Annotated in this window: 17 protein-coding genes and 2 pseudogenes; 5 read left to right on the top strand and 14 right to left on the bottom strand. The window is 62.6% G+C overall.

Annotation, left to right across the window (positions count from 1 at the left end; translation table 11 throughout):
- Nucleotides 1–142: 142 nt before the first annotated feature.
- Together ACODSJ_RS13770 and ACODSJ_RS13765 are read right to left on the bottom strand one after the other, a co-directional pair.
- Entirely contained in the window at nt 143–340 is a 198-nt protein-coding gene (locus ACODSJ_RS13770; RefSeq protein WP_047702630.1) for a YbdD/YjiX family protein, read from the bottom strand.
- 15 nt (nt 341–355) lie between these two features.
- Entirely contained in the window at nt 356–2,416 is a 2,061-nt protein-coding gene (locus tag ACODSJ_RS13765) for a carbon starvation CstA family protein (protein WP_489102247.1), read from the bottom strand.
- 337 nt (nt 2,417–2,753) lie between these two features.
- Here ACODSJ_RS13765 and ACODSJ_RS13760 point away from each other — a divergent pair, with 337 nt between their 5' ends.
- Genes ACODSJ_RS13760 through ACODSJ_RS13750 form a run of 3 tightly spaced genes read left to right on the top strand, consistent with a single transcriptional unit; the run spans nt 2,754 to nt 5,603 of the window.
- Complete coding sequence (locus ACODSJ_RS13760; protein WP_489102246.1) at nt 2,754–4,115, top strand: cache domain-containing protein; 1,362 nt, start codon at nt 2,754–2,756, stop codon at nt 4,113–4,115.
- A gap of 28 nt (nt 4,116–4,143) precedes the next feature.
- Nucleotides 4,144–4,776, top strand: a complete 633-nt coding sequence (locus tag ACODSJ_RS13755) for a response regulator (protein WP_489102245.1) — start codon at nt 4,144–4,146, stop codon at nt 4,774–4,776.
- A 35-nt stretch (nt 4,777–4,811) separates the two neighbouring features.
- Nucleotides 4,812–5,603 carry a transporter substrate-binding domain-containing protein gene (locus tag ACODSJ_RS13750; protein ID WP_489102244.1) on the top strand — a complete coding sequence of 264 codons (792 nt, stop codon included), beginning with the start codon at nt 4,812–4,814 and terminating at the stop codon, nt 5,601–5,603.
- Nucleotides 5,604–5,844: 241 nt separating this feature from the next.
- Here the strand turns inward: ACODSJ_RS13750 and ACODSJ_RS13745 are convergent, their stop codons facing one another.
- From ACODSJ_RS13745 to ACODSJ_RS13735, 3 genes are all read right to left on the bottom strand, one after another.
- The gene (locus tag ACODSJ_RS13745; protein WP_489102243.1) at nt 5,845–6,474 is read right to left on the bottom strand and encodes a glutathione S-transferase family protein; all 630 of its coding nucleotides are present in this window, start codon (nt 6,472–6,474) and stop codon (nt 5,845–5,847) included.
- A 129-nt stretch (nt 6,475–6,603) separates the two neighbouring features.
- Nucleotides 6,604–8,658, bottom strand: a complete 2,055-nt coding sequence (locus ACODSJ_RS13740; RefSeq protein WP_489102242.1) for a 2Fe-2S iron-sulfur cluster-binding protein — start codon at nt 8,656–8,658, stop codon at nt 6,604–6,606.
- Nucleotides 8,659–8,906: 248 nt separating this feature from the next.
- Nucleotides 8,907–9,521, bottom strand: coding sequence for a TetR/AcrR family transcriptional regulator (locus ACODSJ_RS13735; RefSeq protein ID WP_489102241.1), 615 nt, complete (start codon nt 9,519–9,521; stop codon nt 8,907–8,909).
- Between the two features lie 140 nt (nt 9,522–9,661).
- Here ACODSJ_RS13735 and ACODSJ_RS13730 point away from each other — a divergent pair, with 140 nt between their 5' ends.
- Both ACODSJ_RS13730 and ACODSJ_RS13725 read left to right on the top strand, forming a co-directional pair.
- Nucleotides 9,662–10,444: an SDR family NAD(P)-dependent oxidoreductase gene (locus tag ACODSJ_RS13730; protein WP_489102240.1), complete on the top strand. Its 783-nt coding sequence runs from the start codon at nt 9,662–9,664 to the stop codon at nt 10,442–10,444.
- Nucleotides 10,445–10,482: 38 nt separating this feature from the next.
- Nucleotides 10,483–11,484 (top strand): NADP-dependent oxidoreductase, encoded by a 1,002-nt coding sequence (locus tag ACODSJ_RS13725; RefSeq protein WP_489102239.1) that lies wholly within the window; start codon nt 10,483–10,485, stop codon nt 11,482–11,484.
- 33 nt (nt 11,485–11,517) lie between these two features.
- On the opposite strand, the pseudogene ACODSJ_RS13720 reads toward ACODSJ_RS13725, so the two are convergent.
- The 9 genes and pseudogenes from ACODSJ_RS13720 to ACODSJ_RS13680 form a co-directional block, all read right to left on the bottom strand.
- Nucleotides 11,518–11,991 (bottom strand): annotated as a pseudogene (locus ACODSJ_RS13720) (methyl-accepting chemotaxis protein); the annotation flags it as partial.
- A 114-nt stretch (nt 11,992–12,105) separates the two neighbouring features.
- A pseudogene (locus ACODSJ_RS13715) lies at nt 12,106–12,783 on the bottom strand (PAS domain-containing protein); the annotation flags it as partial.
- A gap of 538 nt (nt 12,784–13,321) precedes the next feature.
- The gene (locus ACODSJ_RS13710) at nt 13,322–14,467 is read right to left on the bottom strand and encodes an OmpA family protein (RefSeq protein ID WP_489102238.1); all 1,146 of its coding nucleotides are present in this window, start codon (nt 14,465–14,467) and stop codon (nt 13,322–13,324) included.
- Nucleotides 14,464–14,931 carry a type VI secretion system baseplate subunit TssE gene (tssE, locus tag ACODSJ_RS13705; protein WP_489102237.1) on the bottom strand — a complete coding sequence of 156 codons (468 nt, stop codon included), beginning with the start codon at nt 14,929–14,931 and terminating at the stop codon, nt 14,464–14,466. The genes ACODSJ_RS13710 and tssE overlap by 4 nt, the downstream gene beginning before the upstream one ends.
- A 3-nt stretch (nt 14,932–14,934) precedes the next feature.
- A complete protein-coding gene (gene tssJ / locus ACODSJ_RS13700; protein ID WP_489102236.1) occupies nt 14,935–15,477 on the bottom strand; it encodes a type VI secretion system lipoprotein TssJ in 543 nt (180 codons plus the stop codon).
- Entirely contained in the window at nt 15,458–16,555 is a 1,098-nt protein-coding gene (tssG, locus tag ACODSJ_RS13695) for a type VI secretion system baseplate subunit TssG (protein WP_489102235.1), read from the bottom strand. Before tssG ends, tssJ begins: the two co-directional genes overlap by 20 nt.
- On the bottom strand, nt 16,519–18,288 hold the full coding sequence (gene tssF, locus ACODSJ_RS13690) for a type VI secretion system baseplate subunit TssF (protein ID WP_489102234.1): 1,770 nt from the start codon (nt 18,286–18,288) through the stop codon (nt 16,519–16,521). Before tssF ends, tssG begins: the two co-directional genes overlap by 37 nt.
- A 28-nt stretch (nt 18,289–18,316) precedes the next feature.
- Nucleotides 18,317–19,903, bottom strand: coding sequence for a type VI secretion system protein TssA (tssA, locus tag ACODSJ_RS13685; RefSeq protein ID WP_489102233.1), 1,587 nt, complete (start codon nt 19,901–19,903; stop codon nt 18,317–18,319).
- The coding region (locus tag ACODSJ_RS13680) for a type VI secretion IcmF C-terminal domain-containing protein (protein ID WP_489102232.1) at nt 19,900–21,179 on the bottom strand (1,280 nt) is incomplete at its 5' end. The genes tssA and ACODSJ_RS13680, both read right to left, overlap by 4 nt.

Below are 21,179 nucleotides of genomic sequence, written 5' to 3'. Positions count from 1 at the left end.
TGTGGGAGCGGGCCTTTGTGGGAGCAAGGCTTGCCCGCGATACAAGCGCCTCGGTCTACATACAAACCGAGGCGATGCTGTCGCGGGCAAGCCTTGCTCCCACAGGCTTGCTCCCACAGGGATTTACCTCATGGCTGCCGGGTCAGCAGCACTTGGGCCCACCCTTGCCGCCGTAACGGGCCTCCTGGCGTTCACGAAAGAACGCCTCGTAGTCCATCAGCGGCTGGTCCGGGTGTTTGGTCTGCATATGCTCGACGTAGTTGTCGTAGTCGGGCATGCCGACCATCAGGCGGGCGGCCTGACCGAGGTATTTACCGAGGCGACTCAAGTCATTGAACATCGTTGCATTCCCCTATCAAGCGTCCGGCAGGGCCTGGAATGGCGCTTCCTTGTCCGTGCGTTCCTGGGTCCCCCAAGCGGCGATGCCGACCTTGATCGCATAGAACAGGATGCTCAGCACCACGAACAGGAACAGCGCCGTCAGCGTCGCGTTGGTGTAGGCGTTGAACACCACGTGCTGCATCTGCTCGATGCTCTTGGCCGGGGCCAGGACTTGCCCAGCAGCCAGGGCTTCGTTGTATTTGCGCGCCAGGGCCAAAAAGCCGATCGCCGGGTTGGCGTCGAACAGCTTGATCAGGCCCGCCGTGGTGGTGCAGATCAGCAGCCAGCTCGCCGGCAGCAGCGTGACCCAGACGTAGCGCTGGCGCTTCATCTTGATCAGCACCACGGTGCCGAGCATCAGCGCGATACCGGCCAGCATCTGGTTGGAGATGCCGAACAGTGGCCACAAGGTGTTGATGCCACCCAGCGGATCGATCACGCCCTGGTACAGCAGGTAGCCCCACAGCGCCACGCAACCGCCGGTGGCGATCAGGTTGGCGGTCCAGGATTCGGTGCGCTTGAGCGATGGCACGAACGAACCGAGCAAATCCTGCAGCATAAAGCGCCCGGCACGGGTGCCGGCGTCTACCGCGGTGAGGATGAACAGCGCTTCGAACAGGATCGCGAAGTGGTACCAGAACGCCATGGTGTTTTCACCCGGCAGCACCGAGTGCAGGATCTGCGCGATACCGACCGCCAGGGTCGGCGCACCGCCGGCACGGGCCAGCACGGTGGTTTCGCCAATGTCCTTGGCCACCGCTTGCAGCGCGTCCGGCGTGATGGCGAAGCCCCAGCTGCTAACGGTCTGCGCCACGGCCACCACGTCACCGCCGACGATCGCCGCCGGGCTGTTCATGGCGAAGTACACGCCCGGCTCGATCACCGACGCCGCGACCATGGCCATGATTGCCACGAACGACTCCATCAGCATGCCGCCGTAACCGATGTAGCGCGCGTTGGTTTCGTTATCCAGCAGCTTGGGCGTGGTGCCCGAGGAGATCAGCGCATGGAAGCCCGACACCGCGCCACAGGCAATGGTGATGAACAGGAACGGGAACAGCCCGCCCTTCCACACCGGCCCCAGGCCGTTGGTGAACTGGGTCAGCGCGGGCATTTTCAGCTCGGGCATGGTGACCAGGATGCCGATCGCCAGGGCGACGATGGTGCCGATCTTGAGGAAGGTCGACAGGTAGTCACGCGGCGCCAGGATCAGCCACACCGGCAGCACCGCCGCGACGAAACCGTAGCCGATCAGCATCCAGGTGATCTGGATCCCGGTGAAGGTGAAGGCCTTGGCCCAGGCCGGATCGGCAGCGACCTGCCCGCCCAGCCAGATCGAACCCAGCAGCAACAGCACGCCGATGAGCGAGATTTCACCGATGCGGCCCGGGCGGATGTAGCGCATGTAGACGCCCATGAACATCGCGATCGGCAGGGTCGCCATCACCGTGAAGATCCCCCACGGGCTCTCGGCGAGGGCTTTGACAACGATCAGCGCCAGCACCGCGAGGATGATGATCATGATCAAAAAGCAGCCGAACAGCGCGATGGTGCCGGGGATGCGGCCCATTTCCTCGCGCACCATGTCGCCCAGGGAGCGACCGTTGCGGCGAGTGGACAGGAACAGGACCATGAAGTCCTGCACGGCCCCTGCCAGCACCACGCCGGCGATCAGCCACAGCGTGCCGGGCAGGTAGCCCATCTGCGCCGCCAGCACCGGCCCAACCAGCGGCCCTGCGCCGGCAATCGCCGCGAAGTGGTGACCAAAGAGGATGTGCTTGTTGGTCGGGACATAGTCCAGGCCATCGTTGTTGAGCACGGCGGGCGTGGCCCGGCGCGCATCGAGTTGCATCACGTTATTGGCGATGAAGAGGCTGTAGTAGCGGTACGCGACCAGGTAGATGGCCACGGCGGCGACGACGATCCAGAGGGCATTGATGGCTTCGCCGCGGCGCAAGGCCACGACACTCAACGCACAGGCTCCCAGAACAGCCACGGCAAACCAGGCGAGGTGTTTAACCAGACGGGTTGTCATTGCATGTCTCCTGCCGATATCCAGTGGATTGCGGCGATTGTTTTTATAGTTCGCCCCGGCTATTCGGAGCGGGCCCAATATCGCCGCAAGTCGTCAATAAATAAATCCGTAGTACTACGTAGACGCGCAGTTGCCCCTGTGGGAGCAAGGCTTGCCCGCGATAGAGTCAATGCGGTCCCCCATGAACCGCGGCGCCTGCATCGCGAGCAAGCTTTGCTCCCACAGGGTCTGCTCTCAGGGTTGGCTCTACAGGTTTTATGTCTCCTATTCGGTAGGAGGTTTGGCATATGATGCCGATCATTCACCACCGTCGCGTCGAGTCCCGCCTGGAGTACAGATGCTGCTCAAACACAAGATCGTCGCCCTCGGGATTCTGCCGCTGGTCCTGGCGATTGCTGTCATTTGCGCCTTGGTCATTTCGCTCAATCGCCAGTTGGGCGACCAGCAGGCGCAATTGATCGAAGACAGCATCCTGGCGAGCAAGCGCGCCGAGTTGAAGAACTACGTCGAGATGGCACAGAGCCTGATCGCCCCGTTGTACAACAACGGCCAGGGCGACGAACGCGCGCAGCAGCAGGTGCTGGAAGAGCTGCGCAAACTCAGCTTCGGCATCAACGGCTATTTTTTCGTGTATGACCGCCAGGGCCGCAGCCTGATGCATGCCCGCCAGTCGGAATTGGTGGGGCAATACCTCTGGGACATGAAGGACCCCCACGGCCTGCCCGTCATCCAGGCCCTGATCAAGAGCGCCGAATCCGGCGAAGGTTTCCAGCGCTATGCCTGGAACAAACCCTCCTCCGGCCAGGTCACCGACAAGCTGGCCTATGTGGTGATGCTCGATCGCTGGGGCTGGATGCTCGGCACCGGGATCTACCTGGAGGATGTCGAGCGCGCGACCCAGCAAGCCCGCGATGAAGTCGCCAATGGCATCCACACCACCATGCAGGCCATTGCCGCGGTTGCGCTGGTTGCGGTCCTGCTGGTGTTTGCCGGTGGCATGACCCTCAACGTCAGTGAGCATCGCCTGGCCGACAAAAAGCTCCAGCGCCTGAACCAACGCATCGTCAGCCTGCAGGAAGAGGAACGCTCGCGGGTGTCCCGCGAGCTTCACGACGGCATCAGCCAACTGTTGGTGTCGATAAAATTCCAGTTCGAACTGGCCAGCCATGTCCTGGAGAGCGGTCAGGAAAACGGCCTGGGCATCCTGAAAAACGCGACGGATCGGCTGGGCGACGCCATTGGCGAGATCCGCAGCATCTCCCATGACCTGCGCTCCTCCCTGCTCGACACCCTGGGCCTGCCTGCCGCCATCGGCCAGCTCGCGGCCGAGTTCCAGCAACGCAGTGGGCTCGAAGTGTCCTACCGAAGCAACGAGTTCGATTGCCGTTTGGAAAATGGCGCGCCCGTCTCGCTGTTTCGTATCGCCCAAGAAGCTTTGACCAACATCGAGCGTCACGCCGGGGCGAAAAGCGTCGGCATTACCCTGTTCGGCTCCGGCCAGTCCCTGCGCCTGACCGTGGTGGACGATGGGATGGGCTTCAATGTCCCACAGGTCGAGCGCGGCCATGCCGGCATCGGCCTGCGCAACATCCGCGAACGGGTGGAGCATTTCGGTGGCCGACTGGAAGTGACCTCAGTGCCGGGACGAAGCGAACTGGATGTCCTGCTGCCCATGAACCTGTCGGCCACGGAAAGCTGATGCCCCCCACTCCCAAAGGTACGTGTCGATGAGCCTAGCCCCTGCGATCCGTGTCGCGCTGGTCGATGATCACTCCCTGGTCCGCGATGGTATCCGGGCCCTGCTGTCCGTCATGCCCCGGCTGGATGTCGTGGGCGAAGCCGAGAACGGCGCGCAGGCCATCGAGATGGTCGGACGTTGCCAGCCTGACCTGCTGCTGATGGACATCGGCCTCAAGGACATGAACGGGCTGGAACTGACCCGTTTGCTGGGCAAGCAATACCCCCGCCTCAAGATTCTGATCCTCAGCATGTACGACAATTATGAGTACGTGAGCGAGTCGGTGCGCTGCGGCGCCAGCGGCTATGTGCTCAAGAATGCCCCGTCACGGGAAATCCTCGCGGCCATCGAAGCAATCATCAGTGGAGGCACGTTCTACAGCGCCGAAATCGCCCAGCGCCTCGCCACCGACCAGGTGGCCGATAACGAACTCACACCGCGCGAGAGCCAGGTGCTGTCCAAGATGGTCCAGGGCCTGAACAACAAGGAAATGGCCCGGGAACTGGACATCAGCGTGCGCACCGTCGAGACCCACCGCCTGAGCATCCGCCGCAAGCTCAACATCGACAAACCCGCCGCCCTGGTGAAATACGCCATTGACCATGGGATCATTTCCCGCTGACCCTTCCTTTCATCCTTGCGAGACGTCCAATCCTCATGAAAAACATAACAAGCGCAATGACGTTCTGTGGCCTGCTGGCGCTCTGTGGCAACGCCTTGGCCGAGCCGGCACCTTCGCATCTGGACCAGGTCCTGCAAGGCGGCGAACTGAAGGTGTGCACCACGGGTGACTACAAGCCCTATACCTACAAGGCCGAAACGGGCGATTACGAAGGGATCGACATCGACATGGCGCGCAGCCTGGCCGCGAGCCTGGGGGTCAAGGTGCAATGGGTGCAGACCAGCTGGAAAACCCTGATGCCGGACATGCTGGCGGGCAAATGCGACATCGGCATGGGTGGCATCTCGGTGACCCTGGAACGCCAGAAAAAAGCCTACTTCAGCGACACCCTGGATGTGGATGGCAAGATCCCGCTGGTGCGCTGTGAAGACCAGTCCCGCTACCAGACCCTCGAACAGATCAACCAACCGTCGGTGCGCCTGGTGGAACCGGCCGGCGGCACCAACGAAGCCTTCGTGCGCGCCTTCTTGCCCAAGGGCCAACTCAGCTTCCACGACAACGTGACCATCTTCCAGCAACTGCTGGACAAGAAAGCCGACGTGATGATCACCGACGCCTCGGAAGCGCTCTACCAACAGAAACTCAAGCCGGGCCTGTGCGCCGTCAACCCCACCCACTACCTGCAATACGGCGAGAAGGCCTACCTGCTGCCACGGGACGACACCACCTGGAAAATGTACGTCGACCAGTGGCTGCACCTGAGCAAGGCGAACGGCAGCCACCAGAAAATCATCGGCCAGTGGCTGGCGGTGCCTGGGGCGCAGTGACGGCCATCTGACCCAGTAATAGCTTCTTCGAGCGGCGATCCGACGATGATGCCCGCCCGAACACCGCTAATCCCCTGTGCGAGGGAGCTTGCTCCCGCTGGCCTGCGAAGCGGGCCTCTCGCATTTCGCCAGACTAACCGCATTGTCCGGTTTTACGACTGCTTCGCAGCCGAGCGGGAGCAAGCTCCCTCGCCACAGGGGTTGTCCTGGACTATCAGGCCAACTCAGGGGGCTCGGGCATTCAGGCTTGCTGCAAGCCCTTGGCGGTACGCTGCATGCCCACGAAACGCGGCAAGGCCTCGATGCTGCCCAGCCAGGCGCGGACGTTCGGGTAGTCAGTCAGCGCGACGTTGCCTTCGGGGGCGTGGGACACGTAGGTGTACGCAGCGACATCGGCGATGGTCGGTTGCTCGCCGGCCAGGAAGCGGCTTTGCCCCAGCTCCTGCTCCATCACCGCCAGCAAGGCATGGGAGCGCTTGATGGCATCTTCGGCGTCATAGCCGGCACCAAACACCGTGATCAACCGCGCGGTGGCCGGTCCCTGGCTGATCTGCCCCGCCGCCACCGACAGCCAGCGTTGCACCTTGGCCTGGCCCAGTGGATCGCTGGGCAACCATTGTCCCTTGCCGTACTTGGCCGCGAGGTAGACCAGGATTGCGTTCGAGTCGGCCAGGACGGTGCCGTTGTCATCGATTACCGGCACCTGGCCAAAACGGTTGATGGCGAGGAACTCGGGGGTCTTGTGCTCGCCTTTGAGCAAGTCCACGAATACCAATTCGGTGGGCAGGCCCAGCAGCGAAAGCATCAGTTCGACGCGATGGGCGTGGCCTGACAACGGGTGATGATAAAGTTTGATGGCTTGCTCAGACATGATGGAACTCCGTGTTGTTATGGCTCGAAGCGGTGATCGCGTCGATGGCGCTATCCTCTGCTCCTGGCCGAGGTAGCGGAATAACCAGCTTTTACAATCCAGCATTGCAGTGGCTGAAACAGTCGCTCATCAAGCGTCCAGCACCAACGGCTCGCTGCCCTGGGCCGGCACCGCGCAACAGATCAGCACCTCCCCTTCGCCAACCGGTTCGGCCGGCTGGCTCAAGTAGTGCACTTGGCCACGGCTCAGGCGGGTTCTACAGGTGCCGCAGGAGCCGCCGCGGCAGCTGAATTCCGGGTTCAGGCCGCGAGCCTCGGCGAGTTCCAGCAGCGTCCCGCTGCCGGGTTCCCAACGGGCTTCCTTGCCGGAGCTGGCGAACAGCACCTTCACCGGTTCGCTCCCGGCGGGTGTTTGCTGTGGCGCCGGCACGCTGACTTCGAGGTCTCGCACCAGTGTGGAAGGACCGAAGGTTTCCGCGTGGATGCGCTCGTCTGGGATGCGCAGCTTGCGCAACCCGTCATACAGCGCCTGGGTAAACGTGCCTGGTCCGCATAGATAAAAATCGTAGTCGTTGAATGGCAGCAGTTTCTTGAGCAGTTCCACATCGATCCTGCCCGCCAGGTCGTAGCCTTGGCCTTGCGCCGCTCCGGTGGGCGGTTGGCTGACCAGGCGCAGCACCTGCAACTTGTCGCCCGCACGGGCGGCCAGCTCGTCGATTTCCTCACGAAAGGCCAGCTCCGCCACCGAACGGGCGCTTTGCACCAGCCAGACCGGGCGCATGCGACTGATACGTCGCCCCTGGTAAACCACTTCGCGCAACATCGATAACAGCGGCGTGATACCCACCCCCGCCGCCAGGAGCACCAATGGCCGCCGTTCAGTGGCCTGGACCGTGAAATGGCCCTGGGGCGCCCGCGCTTCGATCTCCTGCATCACTTGCACCCGCTCATGCAGGTGGGACGACACCGCGCCATCGCGCTTGACGCTGATGCGCAGGAAATCATCCGACGGCGCACTGGACACGCTGTAGGTCCGGATCGATGGCGCTTTCTGTCCCTCCAGCAAGATCCGCACAGGCACATGTTGCCCGGCTTCAAACCGCGGCAACCCCAAGCCATCGCTCGCTTGCAGATAGAACGAGCGAATGCCGGGACTTTCCTCCACCACCCGCTCGACCCGCAACGCACGCCAGCGACTGCGCAGGGCCTCGGCCTGCAAGCGCTCGGCGGCTTGCTCCCAACTGCCGGTCATCAAGGCGTTGGGCGAGTCGCCTTCGTCCTGATCCTTCCAGCGCAGGGCAAGGGCCGCCGGGCGATGGACGATGCGTTGCGGCGTGAAGCGCAACAGCCGCTCGGCGCCCTGGAACGCACTGATCTGCGGATCGTCCAGCACCACCTCGGCCGCGCCGCTCATTTGCAGCAGATCACCGGTGGCAAAATCGACGAACACCAGCCCGGCCCGGGGGTTGACCAGGATGTTGCCCAGGGTGTTGAAGAACAGGTTGCCGGAAAAATCGGGAATGGTCAGCGCCCCGTCCTCCTCCATGCGCACAAAACCCGGCTTGCCGCCACGGTGGGACGCATCGACCTGCCGTTCGCCGTCGCGCACCACGTAGCTGGCGATGTAAAACGAATCAGCCGCCGTGACCAGGCGCCGGACCCACGGGTCGGTCACCGCCAGTTGTCGGGGAGCGAGCACCTGCGCCTCGACGAAACGGTACTGGCGCAGGTTGATGTAGCGAGGGCAGTTGCCATAGGCCTGACTCACGGACACCTCAAGCCCCGGCGCCAGTCGACGACGCACGACACCGTTCATGCGGTTGCGCCGGCGGGTGTGCAGCTCGATCCCGAGCATCCCGATGGCATCGCCCTCGCCCATCCCTTCCTGGGCCGGGTCGTCGGCTTGCGGTTCGACATTGATGTGCAGGGTCTGCGGATCGGGCGAATGCATGAAACCGGGTTGTCCCGAGCGCAGGGTGGCCCACACATCGCCCTGCCGGTCCACTGCCCCCAACACCACGAAAGGCAGTTGGGCGTAGAACTCGCGATGCTGGTCCGGCATCCAGGTGCGCGCCAGTTGTCGCTGGCCGACGCTGGCCATCATCTCGACGGCGCCGACGGTGCGCTGCAAGGCCAGCTCTCCGTCATGCCAGGGCGATGGGTTTGCTTTCGAGGCTTCGTTCATCGGCGACTCCATGCACCCGCAGCATCGCTGCTCGCGTCAGTGCGCTCCAGTGGGGGGCTGCGTCACGCCTCGTGCCGAAGTGTGTACGTCAGTGGAGTCATCTTGGGTCGAAAGTGAAAACGGCGGAATACGCACAAACTGCAATCCACCGTTTCAAGAAATGGAACGGTGGGATCAACAATGGGAAAAACGCCTGGGCCGTTGAGGCATGGGCGCCGTCGCCGCGCCGGTTTGCCTGGCTCCCCTGCTTAGCCCTTGCCTGGCTCACCGCCCGATGGCGGCGTATCCCCGGCCGCCGACGGCACCAAGGTCTGCAGAATGGCGTCGCGACTGGCCGTCAGAATTTCATCGGCCAAGGGCGAGTCGTCGGGACAAGCGCGTGACAGGACAAGGGCTCCTACCACCTGGGCCATCAGCACCAGACGCTTGGCACGTGCCTGGGCAGGATCTGCGTCACTCGATTGCCCGTTGCCTTCACGCAATACGTTCAGCTGAGTCTCGATGCCAGCGGCGAACGTGGCGCGAACCTCTTCTTTGCGCGCAGCGTCACCGCACAGCGCTGCCAAGGTACAGCCCGTAGCCCGGTCATCGCGGTGCGCACGTTCCAGATACAGCCTCACGAATTCCTCGGGCGATACCCCGGCCGTCAGCGCTGCGGATTGCGCAAGGCTGCAGGCCGACGACTCCGCCATCAGGTCGGCCTTGGAGTTGAAATGCTTGTAGAACCCGCCCTGGGTAAACCCGGCGGCGGCCATCAGATCCGCGATGCCAACACCGTCGTAGCCGCGCTCTCGAAAAAGCGTCGACGCGGTTTCCACGATGTGCGCGCGATTCGCCTGCACCTGTTGCTTGCTGACTTTCATCGTCCATCCACCCGATTCATACAGGTCAACACTATACATTGATGTCACACGACATCAAACCGTTGACATTTTTAGAGTTCGAACGCAATCATAAAAGCACTTGAGCTCCCTGCCCCCCTGCAAATATCAGGAAAACCCAAATGAAAACGCTTCCAACCGTCCTCATCACCGGTGCCTCCAGCGGTATCGGCGCCACCTACGCCCAGCGCTTTGCCCGTCGCGGCCATGACCTCGTCCTGGTCGCTCGCGACAAAGACCGTCTCGACGCCTTGGCCCTTCGTCTGCGTGAAGAATACGGCGTCGCTGTCCAGGTGCATCAAGCCGACCTGACCGACCCAGCCGACCTCAGCGCCGTCGAAACGCGTCTGCGTGAGGACGATCGCATCGGTGTGTTGATCAACAACGCCGGCATCGCCCAGTCCGGCGGGTTCGCGCAACAGAGCGCCGAGGCCATCGACAAACTCGTTTCCCTCAACGTCGTTGCGCTGACCCGCTTGGCAGCCGCCGTAGCGCCGCGTTTCGCGCAGTCGGGCAGCGGCGCGATCGTCAACCTCGGTTCAGTGGTGGGTCTTGCGCCTGAGCTCGGCATGACGGTGTACGGTGCGTCGAAGGCGTTCGTACTCTTCCTTTCCCAGGGACTGCATCTGGAGTTGTCGCCCAAGGGCGTGTACGTCCAGGCGGTACTGCCGGCTGCGACCCGCACGGAGATCTGGGAACGCGCAGGGATCGACCTCAACACGATCCCCGAGGTGATGGACGTCGAGGAACTGGTCGACGCGGCCCTGCTCGGTTTTGATCGTCGCGAGCCAATCACCATTCCGCCGTTGCACGTAGAGGGCCGCTGGGACGCGCTGGACCAGGCACGCCAAGGATTGCTCTCGGACATTCGACAAGCTCAAGCCGCCGAGCGCTACCGTCCATAACACCGGACCTCATTTCAGACACGTGGGAATCAGAGCCATTGAAAGCACTCACCTTCAAACGTTACGGCAAGTCGCCCGACATCGGCCTCGCGCAAGTCGCCCGGCCGACCATCAAGGCAAACGAACTGCTGGTCGAGGTTTACGCCGCCGGGCTGAACCCGATCGATAACATGATTCCCACGGGAATGTTCAAGCCGGTGTTGAAGTTCCAGCTGCCGGCCATCATGGGCAGCGATCTGGCCGGCGTGGTGGTCGAGGTGGGCAGCGCGGTGACTCGCTTCAAGGTCGGCGATGCCATTTTTGCCAGTCTGTTTGACCTGGGCAGCGGCTCGATCGCCGAGTTTGCCGCCGTACCCGAGCGAGTCGCCGCGCCGAAACCCGACACCCTGGACTTCGTGCAAGCCGCGTCGATTCCGATGGTGGGGCTCACTTCCTGGCAAGCACTGAAAGAGCGCGCCCACCTTGAGCCCGGCCAGAAAGTGTTCATTCCCGCCGGATCAGGCGGCATCGGCACCTTCGCCATTCAGTTGGCCAAACACTTGGGCGCGAAAGTGGCAACGACGACCAGCACGGCAAACGTCCCGATGGTTCGCAGTCTGGGGGCGGACGAAGTGGTCGACTACAAGAAACAGGCCTTTGAACAGGTACTGGGTGGTTACGACGTGGTACTGGGCACGACCCGGGGGGACGCGATTGAGAAATCCGTCGGCATCCTCAAGGCCGGCGGCAAGATTGTTTCCCTCGTCGGTCCGCTGGACAAAGCCTTCGCCAAGGCCCGTCGAATGAACGTGTTGCTCAGCTTCGTCTTCGGCTTGATGAGTCGCAAGATCATCGGTCTGGCGAAGAAGAACAATGTCCGTTATTCGTTCCTCTTCGTTCGCCCCGAGGGGGCTCAACTCCACGACATCGGCAAGCTGATCGACGCCGGGCAGATCAAACCGGTGATCGATCAGGTGTTTGCTTTCGAGCAGGCCGGGCAAGCCCTGGGGTACCTGGCCCAGGGCCGCTCGAAAGGAAAGGTCGTGGTCAAGATCAAGTGACCGTTGCGGCGCCCGGCGCGCGCGTCAACTCAGTCAACCCACCCAGCCGACCGCTGTCTTGGGAATGACGTCGGACTCGTCGAGCTTGGAGGCGAACATGCTCACGGCTTCGAGGGCATCGGTCGTACCGGTGCGGATCTGCACGATGACCGAGCCGGCCTGGTCCGCCAGGGTCACGCCGCGCAGCGCGCCCTCGTGGGTCACGTTCATGCTGGTCACGGCCTCGCGGGTTTCAGAGAGGATCATACCGATCATCTCGGCAATCTCCGAGGTCGAGCGGCTGGTGCGCCCGGCCAGTTGCCGGACTTCGTCGGCCACCACCGCGAAGCCTCGTCCCTGATCACCCGCTCGCGCGGCTTCGATTGCCGCATTGAGGGCCAGCAGGTTGGTCTGGTCGGCGATGCCGCGAATGGTGTTGACGATGGCGGTGATTTCTTCCGAGCGCGCGCCCAGTTGCCCGACCAGGCGTGCGGAAGCGCCGATGTTGTCGGCGATCTGGCGCATCTCCTTGGCCGTTTGATGGATGACCTGCGCGCCCTGCTCGGCCACTCGTTCGGTCTCGGCGGAAATGTGATACGCCCGCGACGCACCGCGGGAATCTTCTTCGAACTTTTCCACCCGTTCGCTGATGTCGCTGGCGAACTTCACGATCTTGCTCAGTTTGCCTTCGGCGTCGTAGACCGGGTTGTAGCTCGCCTCCAGCCAGACGACCTTGCCGTTCTTGCCGATGCGCTTGAATTGACCGCTGAAAAATTCACCGGAGTTGAGGCGACGCCAGAAATCACTGTATTCCGGACTGCTGACCAGGCTCGGCTCGCAAAACATCCGGTGATGTTTACCCTTGAGCTCGGCCAGCGTGTAGTTCATGACACTCATGAAGTTGTCGTTGGCGGTCAGGATGTTGCCGCCCAGATCGAATTCGATCACGGCCATGGCCCGATCGAGCGCCGCCAGCCGGCCACGGGTCTCGGCCTCGCTGGCCACCTTGGCGGTGACGTCGAGCGCGTACTTGACCACCTTCACCACTCGGCCCTGTTCGTCCACGACCGGGCTGTAGCTGGCTTCCAGCCAGACGTGCTGACCTGAAGCGCTGCGGCGCTGAAACGTGCCGGAAACGAACTGGCCGGCGCGCAACTGGTTCCAGAATTCGCGGTACTCAGCGCTGCCAGCCAAGGCCGGCGAGCAGAAATCCTTATGCCACAGGCTGCCCAACTGATCGGCGCGGTAGCCCATCGTGCGCAAGAAGTTCTCGTTCCCACGCAAGACCTTGCCGTCGGGGCTGAACTCGACAACGGCCATCGACCGCTCCAGCGCACCGACCAATCCCTTGTAGCCTGCCAATTCGGCTGTCCTAGCCGTCAGTTCGTTTTTTAGCATTGTGTTAAACATGACGTACCCTCGGCAAATCCAGAAAGTAACCAGCCCTTCTAATCCTATCGGCTACCCGGCTGGGGGCTGAACGCCTTGGCCTAATCATGTTTCGGAGCTAAAACTCACCGACTCCATCAACCTGGTTCTAGGTTCTGTACGAAAAGTCTTAAGACGAAGGTCAGGCAAGGCGAAAACAGCCGAGTAAGCGCAGTGTACTGGAGTACATGAGCATTCCGATCGGACTCGCGCACGAGGCTGTTTTCAACGCAGCATGAACGAGTATCAAGGCTTTTCGTACAGAACCTAAAGGCCTCACCCGTGGTGATCGCTCCGTGCCCGGGCATGTCGGACACTGGGGTTGCCAAAAGCGCCAAGCAGAAACTCACACTGGTATCCCCACACCTAAGCCTGCCCGCCCGGTGGCGAGGGAGCTTGCTCCCGCTGGCCTGCGAAGCAGGCCCCGACGTTATTTCAAGCGAGCCACCTCGTTCGTTGACACGGCTGCCGAACCGGCCGAGGAAGGTTCACAAGCACCCATTTGCGGCACCAGGCGAATATCGACACGCCGATTCGCCATCCGGCCCACCTCGGTCTCATTGCCGGCTATCGGTTGGCTGGCGGCGAACCCTTGCACCGCAAAACAATCGCCGGGGATGTTCCCCGCGCGTTGCATCCAGTCGCGCACGGCGGAAGCGCGGGCGTGAGACAGTTGCAGATTCTGCTCGACCGAGCCCGTCGCATCGGTATGCCCGGCAATGACGATCAACCAGCCTGGCTGGGCCTTGATACCGAGCAAAGCCCTGACCAATACGGGGACCGAGCCGGGCTTGAGTTGCGCACTGCCGGCATCGAACAGTGAAAGGCTGTCCAGGCGTACCGGATCGGGCAAGACGACCTCCTTGTGCGCGTCCAGCCACCACGTGCGCCAGGCGAATCCCGCGACCAGGGCAATTAGAAGCGCCGTTGCACACAGCCACAGCACCAATCGCCTGGTGCGAGATGTGACATCCGGAGGCGGCAGGATCACGATCGGCCCCGCAAATTCCGGTTCGGACATCGTCATGGACGGCAGCGTCGATTCAACGACCGAGGCGCTGCGCTCCAAACGCTGGATGAGTCTATTGACCTGCTGGCGCAACACCTGAAGTGTCACCAACGGCATGGACGTGTGGCTGGCCAACCGCTCCTCCAGGCATGCCAGCGCATGCGCCAGGTCCAGCAATGCAGGCACGTGCCAGGACGTCAGTGCCTGGCTGCGCAGCAGCGGTTGCAGTTGGGCAAACAACCACCCGAGGGTATCCAGGCGCATGGACACCGACGCAGGCCACAGTTTCGACCATTGACCACTGAGCGTCTTGAGCAATCTCACGCCCTGGACCATGCCTTGCAAACCATGACGCTGACTGCGTGCCAGCGTATAGAAGCTCACGGTTTGCAGTTCCGCCCCGTTCAACTGCAAGAGCAAAAGGCACCACTGCTCCACTTTTTGCCAATCCACATCGGGACGGGCGCGATGGCCCAGTTTGGACAGTTCATCGCGCAGGGCGGCGAACTCTTCGTAGCCCCGCGGATCACCGCCGACGCGTATATGCATTTCATATACGGCGCTCATCGCACTGCCTTTGCGTTATCCACGCCCTGCTTCGACAGAGGGTTGCGCTGCATCAGATAACGCACGCAGGCTTTGCCCTCGGGCCCCAGGGTGGTCCCGAAGCTGATCCGCTTCCCGTCCTTCAACTGCACGTCCAGGGCATATTCCAGATGTCCCGGCAGCGCCTGGGGTAGCAGCTCGATGGCAACCGCGGTCAGCCGTGGTTCGTATTTGAGCAAGGTGTCGGTCATGGTTCCCGTCAAGGTATGGGCGCTGGCTGGCAATCCCTGCAAGGTGGAACTCATGTCCGGCAACCCATAATCGGGCAAATGTTCGAGCGCACCGGCCCGACTGTTGAGAATACGCCGCACGTTGTCCAGGACCGACAGGGTGTACTGGTCCTGTTCGCTGACACACCGCAAGTCCAACTCACCGTCGAAGTTTTGCAACAGCATTTCGTAGAGCGAGGGGTTTGGCTCGATCATGGCTCACTCCTTTGCCTGGGCACACAAGGTCAAGCCGTTTGCGCCCAGCTCGATCACCCGGGCGCGGTTCGCAGCCAGGTCATCGGGTGTCAGCATCAGGCGCCACGAATCCGTCCGGGTATCGGGGCTGTGGAACAGCCCCATCACCGCGACGACTCGCGTGTCCTTGTCCAGCGGGACATTCAGGGGCGCCCCTTCTCCGGCTCTCACCACGACAACCCGCTTGTCCAACAGAGCGCTGCCGAGCAAACCGTCATCATCGGTGAGCAAACCGTGGTAGGAGGCCCTTTCCATCGCCTTGCCGTCACGCAGTTGATACACGCGCACCCACGTCGGCACCGACAAGCCCTCCCTACCCCTGTCCATGGCGTCGAGGCTGGGTGCAGGGCGAGCATTCAAGGCCAGGCGCAGCGTTTTCACCTGAGGATGGAAAATGCCCCGGGCGGAGGACGCCGTACCGTCCGAGACGGTCTGGGCTAATCCACATCCGCCGAGCGACACGGCAAACATCACTAACATCCATAAACTAAACACGGTACGCGACATGTTGTGCCTCCCTGAGCAAAGGGTTGTTCCCGAGGCCTTGGTAATGCCCCAGATTGATCGTGATTGTTTCTTGTTCCGTGGCCTGCCAGGCGCCCCCACCCAAACCCAGCACACCGGTCATGCCCAGCCATATGGACTGCGCACCCAACACCGGCGCTGGCAAGCTGCGCACGGGCAGTGATAACGCCAATGTGGCGGTGCAACGCCAGCCCAGGTACACCCGCAGTAACGCCAGTAGGTCACTGTGCAACTGGCCGCCGGGCAGCCATCCCTTGGCCTCTTGCATGTCCTCGGTGATCAGCGTCAGGGGCAACTGGCTGTTGACGTCACGCCCGACGCGGCCCAACGGCGTGCCTTCGGACAAACTGACCGGACAGTCCGGGCGGAGGCTGGCCGGTTGCGCCAGCACAACCTTGCGCGGCCAATGCGGGGTTATCCGCGCCCGGGTATGCGCAGCCAATAGTTTGACCAGCGCGTCGATACCCTCGGCGTTGCGAGTGGGCAGGCGCATCACACCGAGCAATGCCAGGAACCTCGATACCGGGGCGGCAATCTGTTGGGCCGAGCCAGGAATCCCCAACCCGATCAACCCCAACAGGCACTGCGAGGTCGCATCGGTGCCACCCGCTTCGAAGGTGGCGGGATAGGAGTATTTGCGCCAGATCCGATAGAACTGGGTGAAGATCCGGTGGTTGAAGATGTCAAGAAACGCCTCCAGCGCTTCATGCCCTTCACGGCGTTGGACGATATCGTCCAGGAAAGTCGTTGGCATGGGCGAGTCGACGCCGTACAGCCCCAGCAGGCGGGTGCGTACCGTGGCCGGACGGTCAGGCCGGGCGTCATCGGCCTCGATCGCTTTCAGTTCGCCGGCCGGGAACCCCATGCCCGGATCGGGCCGAAAGCGGACAGGATCATCCGCCGGATGCGTGGTGCTGCCCAACAGCGGATGGTCGGGCAAGGCTCGCTCCAGCAACTGACAGAACCGGTACAGGCTGGCCTCGGCCACTCGCCCATCGAGGGCCTCCAGCAAACCGCCGGCCTTCAGCCGGGAATACGCTGACAGTGGTTCTCGTTCCATTGCAGGCACTTTCCAGTAGGTTGCAGGACCAGCGTGAGCCGGGTGAACAAATGGATGTCGGCATAGAGGGCAAAGAAGCGGTTGAGCATCTCGCCGAACAGGCTGATGTCGCCATCACCCGAAAAGCCGTTGGCGTCCAGGGTGATTTCAATGTCCACCCCGCGCAGCAGAAAGCCTTTTTCAAAGCGCTGGATCAGGTGATGCTTCACCTCGACGATCGCCGCAAGGCGACGCCGGTTCAGCTCGCTGCCCGTCCAGTCGTACAACGCCAACGTCCCGCGCAACACCTCGGCACTGTCGAGCATCGGCAAGAAGTTCGAGCCCAGATGGCTGAGGATGCGCCAGTGAAAACGGTCGCGATTAGGCGGATAGCAGGGCATCGTCGGCGCACAAAGGTTGCGCACCCGCAGGCCGACCTGGGTGGACTGCACCACCGTATCGAGCAAGGTGCCCTGCAATGCCTTGCGAGGCAGTTGCCCATGGGTGCCGGTCAAGCGCAAAGACAGGCTTTCACGCTTGTGCAACCGGTCCTCGTCGAAGCCCTCCCCGCCCAAAATCAACCAGGTGTCATGCAACCCATTGGCGGCCCGTTTCAAGCGGGTATGGAAGTAGCGCTCCGGCGCCTCGTCACGCAGCATGCCGCCCTTGTGGCGAAAGCTGGTGAATGGCACGTAGTCCAGGCGCTCAGCGCTCTTCGATCCCGTGACCCGGTCCACTGAATAGATTTCCATGTGGCCATCCTGCAAGCGCACGGGACGCAGCAGGTAGTCGGTTTGCAAGGGCTCCAGCGTTAACGGATCGGCCTCCAGCGCGAACAGGTTGATCACCGGCACGGCGTGCAGGCGGATATGTTCGGCGCTCAGGTCAAAGGTGTGGGGCCAGGGTTCACGCAGCACCACGTCGAGTTCGAACCAATCTGCGCCGGCGTCGATGTCCAGTTGCTGCAACCCACAGAGGCTGACGAACATGAATTTTTCCCGGAACGTGAAATACTCCAGCAACAGCTGATAGCCGCTGAAGGCACTGTCGCCCTTGGGCCACAGCCGATCCTCGTCGGCAAAACCCTTGGCCGCGAAATACCCCTCCATGGGCGTGCGGCCCGACTGGCCCGCCACGCGCACATACATCGCCTGCCTGCCCAAGGTCAGGGCTTGGTGCAACGCACTGGCCAACGGCGCATCGGCATTGAGGTACAACGGCAAACGGCCCAGGTCGATCTCACGCCAATCGACGGACGCCGCACGGGTAAAGCGCAGGCGCAGCAGCGAACGACCGTCCGGCTCGTGGTCACGGGTGACGGAAGTCAGTGCCAAGGGGTGCAACGTCACATCTTGCGTGGTGGTGTAGCGACAGCGGGTGTGCTGCGGCCCGATGGGTTGCGAGAGGATCTCAAAACCCTGGTTGATCCGTTCGCTGCGCTTTATCTGCGTAAGGTCCGGGGTCAGCTCGATGATCGACAGCGAGGGGATCGTGCGCAAATAGTGCGGCCACAACAAACTGACCAGGCCTTCGGTCAGCTCCGGCAAGTCGTCGTCAAGTTTTTCCCGCAGGCGCCCCATCAGGAACGCGAAGCCCTCGAACAAACGCTCCACATAAGGGTCTTGCGCCCCCGGTTTGTCCAGGTTGAGTTGCGCCGCCCGGTCCGGAAACGCCTCGGCGAATTCCTTGCCGGCCTCTCGCAAGTAGCGCATCTCGGCATCGAAATAGCGCAGTGTCAGGTTGTCCATGCTCAAGAAAAAAACTCCTGTTCAGTTAAGAGCGTTAGCCGCAAAGCACAGCGGCACGTACCGGATCGACGGCCACCAAGGCCGCCAGCAACACCTCCATCCGCCGGGCCAAAGCGGGTTTGTCGGCATCGTTGCGCTGGGCTTTCAAACGCAGCAGCTTGAGCAGGCGGGCCTTGGCCTCGAAATACAGCTCGGGCTCCCATGCCGACAGGTCAAGGCGCTGTACCGTGGCGTCCAGTTCTCCCAGTAGGTGGATCGCCAGATCGCTTTTGCCGAACTGCTCAGCCACCCGCGCCATGAGCAAACGCAACAGCCAACGCTGGCGTCCGGTCTGGATGTCAGGGCGCGCCGCCAGCCAGGCCAACGCGTGCTCGACCCCTTCGTTATCGGCCTGTGCCAGGGCTTCGCTCTCCAGCGACAAGATGTCGGCATCGCCCGTGCCCGGCGCTGGCGAGGGAACGTGAAGCCAGGGTTGGGGCCGGTTGCTGCTGACATGCTGGGCGATCCACTCCCGGGTGGTCTCATCGGCAAAGGGGGTGCCGTCGTTCCAGCACAGCTGCTCCAGCCCCGGCAGCCGATCGAGGAGCATGCCCAGGTCTCGCTTGCTGACATCGGCCCAACTGTCCAAGGGCGCCGGTTGCTTGCTCAACGCCTGGTACACGTACCATTGCAAGTCCAGCCAGAAATGATTCACCCCCTCGGCATAGATCCGCTCCACTTGATCGAGCAGTTCGGTCCAGCGCTGTTGCAGGTATAAGCGCTTGAGCTGTGCCCGGTAGTCACCCCGGGGCGGCGCAAGGCGAGTGTTGCCATTGCCTTCTTGTGGGGGCGCCTGATGCACCGTGTCCCAGCGCAGGCTTTTCATCAATCGATGGGCCGCCAGCCAGCCCAGGGGGCGATCACGCAAATAACCGGCCAACGCCCGACCACTGTCCAGCAGATCTCGCCCGGACTTGATCGCCGGGACAGGTGATGCGACGGCATGAGCGTTGGACTCCGTGCTGGCCGTGTTCTGCGGCACCAACGCATCCACACCTCCGGACTGCGCCAGACGAGCAACCAGCGCGGTGTACAAAGGTTCGAGGCTTGGACGTTGCTCCGGCGGCCAGGCATCGAGCCCCTGTTCCAGCCACGCCAGTGCCGCGGCGGTACGTTCGGCCTCGGCCTTCACCACTTCCGGAAACAGTGACAGCGTGTCCAACAGCTTGCTGCCGGCCAACCATTGCAAAGCCATCTTCCGACTATTGGCCCGCAGCGGCAGCACCGTATCGGCAAAGCGCTCCACCAGGGCCGCCAACAGGTTCAGGCCGTCAGCCAACCCCGCCTCCCCGTCCTTGTGCAAGCGAGCCCACAGGTAATAGGTGACCACGCGCAGGTCCTTGCAGGTTTGAGTCAGCAGCTTCTCGGCCAGCTCACTCACCTGTTCGGCATCGGCCCCCGACAGCTTGTTGACCTCTTCGCGCATGCGCTGGAAATCATCGTCATAGCCAGGATCGTCGCCAACGGGCGAGTCCGTGCGGATGGGCTGCAACCAGGGTTGCCAACGTGCGGCCTGTTCCCGAGCCAGGGACACCGCGTCGCGCTCGCCCAGGCAGCGGTTGATCAAGTCGTGCAGGCTCATTCAAACACCTCGTTGCGTGCGTATGCCTCGCCCCCGCTTAGAAAGATCTGCCGCGGCAACTTGAAGCCCCGCAACTTGAGCAAGGCCAGCGGCCCGGCGTCCAGTTCGGTGCGCAGGTGCCAGACCAGACTCGCGCCATCGGGCGTCTTGATCACCATGCGGTAGTGACTGGCGCCGTCGTCCAGGGCGTTGACCTGGGCTTTCTCCAGCAAGCGGATAAGGCCCCAGGTGCCGGCAAAGTCGCCATACAGTTGTTCGTCGCCGATAAGACCGGTCCAGCTCAGGCGCACGCCGGGGTAGTCGCTGCGCCCCGGCCAGTTGAAGCGCTGCCAGCTTTCCATCTGGTTGAAATAGTGGTGTTTCTCACCGTTGAGCACGAAGGTGCTCTGCACCACGTCGCGCCGTGGTTTGCCGCGCAATTCAAAACTCAAGCCCAGGCCGCCGTCGGTGTAGAGCACGTCGGCCATCTCGTTCAGTTGGTTGATCGCCGCCAAAAATTGCGGGTTGAAACGCAGCCCCTGGCTATGGCGCGGATCGGCCACCCAGCGATTGCCTTCCTTGCGCAAGACCCCGCTCAACTGGCTGTGCAGGAAGCGTTCGATGCGCCCCGTGTCGGCGCGGATCATTTGCCCCAGCATCGGCAACGAGGCGTCGCTGGTGGTCGCGGCAAATGGGTAGCGGCCGGCAAAAGCCGTGTCCCAGTGATGGACGATCGAGCGCTGCCACTGGCTGTTGAGCCCTGCCGCCGACGGTTGCAAGACCCGCTGCCAGGCCTGCTCCAGCGGTTGCACGAACAGCGTCTCGCCGACGCCGGCCCATTGCGCCCCCAGGCTCGCGGCCATCAGGCGGCCATAGGACTGGGTGTCGGTCAGGTCGATACCGCGCCCCTGGAACACGGTTTGCGCCAAGGCCTGAGTCATTTCCAACGGATCGCTGGCGCTGCTGACCTGCTGCAGCTTCAGGCGCACCCGGGTCACGCGGGTGAGGAAGGCTTGCAGGTTCAGCGCGTCACTGCCGCCCTGGCCCTCGGGCGCCTTGCCCAGCAGCGCCAACAACGGCCCGAACGTCGCGTCCAACGGGCTGCCCGGTCCATCGCCGAGCTGATCGATCAGCGGCACCTTGTCCGGCCCAATCAACTGGTGCGCCGACTTCATCAGCGAGTCGGCCAAGGCCTGGCTGCGCGTGCCGGCCTGCCCTTGATAGGCCAAGGTGTTGACCAGTGCAATCAGCGGCGACTGGCGCACATCGCTCATCAGCGTCAACTGGTCGACCACCT

This window comes from Pseudomonas sp. FG6, assembly GCF_057809015.1.
The sequence above is the reverse complement of the archived record's forward strand: the minus strand, read 5'-3'. Positions and strand labels throughout refer to the sequence as shown.